This window comes from Streptomyces sp. ATLC9 (genome assembly GCF_057196705.1).
This window is the reverse complement of record NZ_JBXUOY010000485.1, coordinates 1-1,707: the sequence shown is the minus strand read 5'-3', so window position 1 is coordinate 1,707 and position 1,707 is coordinate 1. Positions and strand designations below refer to the sequence as shown.

Annotated in this window: 1 protein-coding gene; it reads right to left on the bottom strand. The window is 76.8% G+C overall.

Features of this window, described 5'->3' with window-relative positions; translation table 11 throughout:
• Window positions 1-242 precede the first annotated feature (242 nt).
• On the bottom strand, window positions 243-1,707 hold a 1,465-nt coding region (locus tag AC2CJA_RS26515; RefSeq protein WP_484605191.1), incomplete at its 5' end, for a serine/threonine-protein kinase.

Sequence of the window (1,707 nt, the reverse complement as noted above, 5' to 3'; positions counted from 1 at the left end):
GTTGCCGGCCGTCGCGGGGGCTTCGGGGGCCGCGGGGGCGCCGGGGCCGGTGCCCCCGCGGCCCCCGGTGGCGGCGGTACCTGGCGAATCCGTCATACCGGAGAGGGTACGACGCGGGAAACCCCCTGTGTACCCGGCGGTAACCACTTTTCACGGAATCCGCCAGTGATTACTGGCAGAGATCCCGCACGGGTGTGGGCTACACCCCGGGGAACGGCCGGGAACGGCCCGGCGGGAGCGGCTCAGCCGGTGGGGCGGTAGGTGTCGGCGATCGTGTCGAAGACGCGGTCGATGTCGTCCTTCCGGCTCTCCGGCCCTCTGACCAGCACCGTGTGGTAGCGGCCGTCGACGATGACCGCCCGGTCGCACATGTAGGTGCTGTCCGCGCCCTCCCGCCAGCTGAACCGGCCCTCGGCCATCAGCGTCCGGCCCACCTGTATCCGCCGCATCCCGGAACCGGTCGCCCAGTCCGCGGCGCGGTACGCGTCCAGTTCCCGCTGGTCGTCGGTGAGGTACGTCATCGCGTCCGAACCGTACTCCCGTGTGGTGTCCCGGCCGGGCACCACGACGATCTCGAGGTCCCCGTGCGTGAAGACCGTCCGCCCCCGGCCGTCCGGCCCGGCCCGCCGCGCGTCCTCGGGGAGCGCGATCCGGAAGCCGGCCGCGTCCTTGTGCAGCTCGTAGCCGTCCGGCCCCTCGACCCGGTCGCCGGCCTGCGGCCGCTCGGTGCCGGGCGCCTTCGGCGCCCCGGACCCGTCCGGCTCCCCGGCCGCGCTCTCCCCCGGCGGGGTCTCCTCCCCCGGACGGTCCTCCTGCCGCGGCTGTTCCGGCTGCGCGCCCACGCTGCCGGGCCGCCGGTCCGCGCTGTTCTCCGGGGAGCCGGCGCCGTTCTTGGGCATGTACACCGCGGCGTACACCAGTGTTCCGGTCAGCAGCAGGAGGACCAGCCCGACCAGGAGCACTCCCAGCCGGCGCGGGGACCGCTGCTCACGGGCGCGCCGGTGCCGGGCGCGGGCGGCCACCGGGGACCGCTCGGCGCGCTTCCCGCGCACCAGTTCCCCCCGGCGCCTTATCACCGGCAGCCGCCCGGGGTCGGCGGGCGGGCCCGCCTCCAGCGAAAGCGGGGCGGTGACCGTGTGCAGCCCGACCCCGGGCTCGGGCGCGGAGCGGATCAGGGAGCGCAGCCAGCCGCCCAGCTCCTCGAAGTCCGGCCGCTCGGTCGGGTCCTGGCGCAGCAGCGACTCCACGACGGGCCGCAGCGCACCGCACTCCTCGGCGAACGCCGGTGGCTCGGCGCACACCATCTGCACCAGCTCGGCCGCCGACTCCTCGGGGTAGGGGGCGTGCCCCTGGACGACCCGGAACAGCAGCGCGCCCAGCCCCCACAGGTCGGCCGCCGGGCCGACCGGCGGGGCCAGCCGCCAGTTCTCGTAGACGGGCCCGGCCTGCTCGGGGGCCCAGCGCTCGGTGACGGCGCCGACGATCGCCATCCTGGTCTGGCGGGCGCGCTCGGCGGCGAGCGCGGTGGTGGGGCCGCGGTAGCGGTCGCCTTCCTCCTCGCCCCAGCCCGGTGCGGACGGCGTCCGCCCCCCGGGCGGCTCCTCGCCGTACGGCTCGCCGCCGTGAGGGGACGAGGTGCCGGGGGGCACCGGGCGGAGGTCCCCGGCCCACGGGCCGGGCTCGCCCGTACGTGCCCCGACCCCGGCC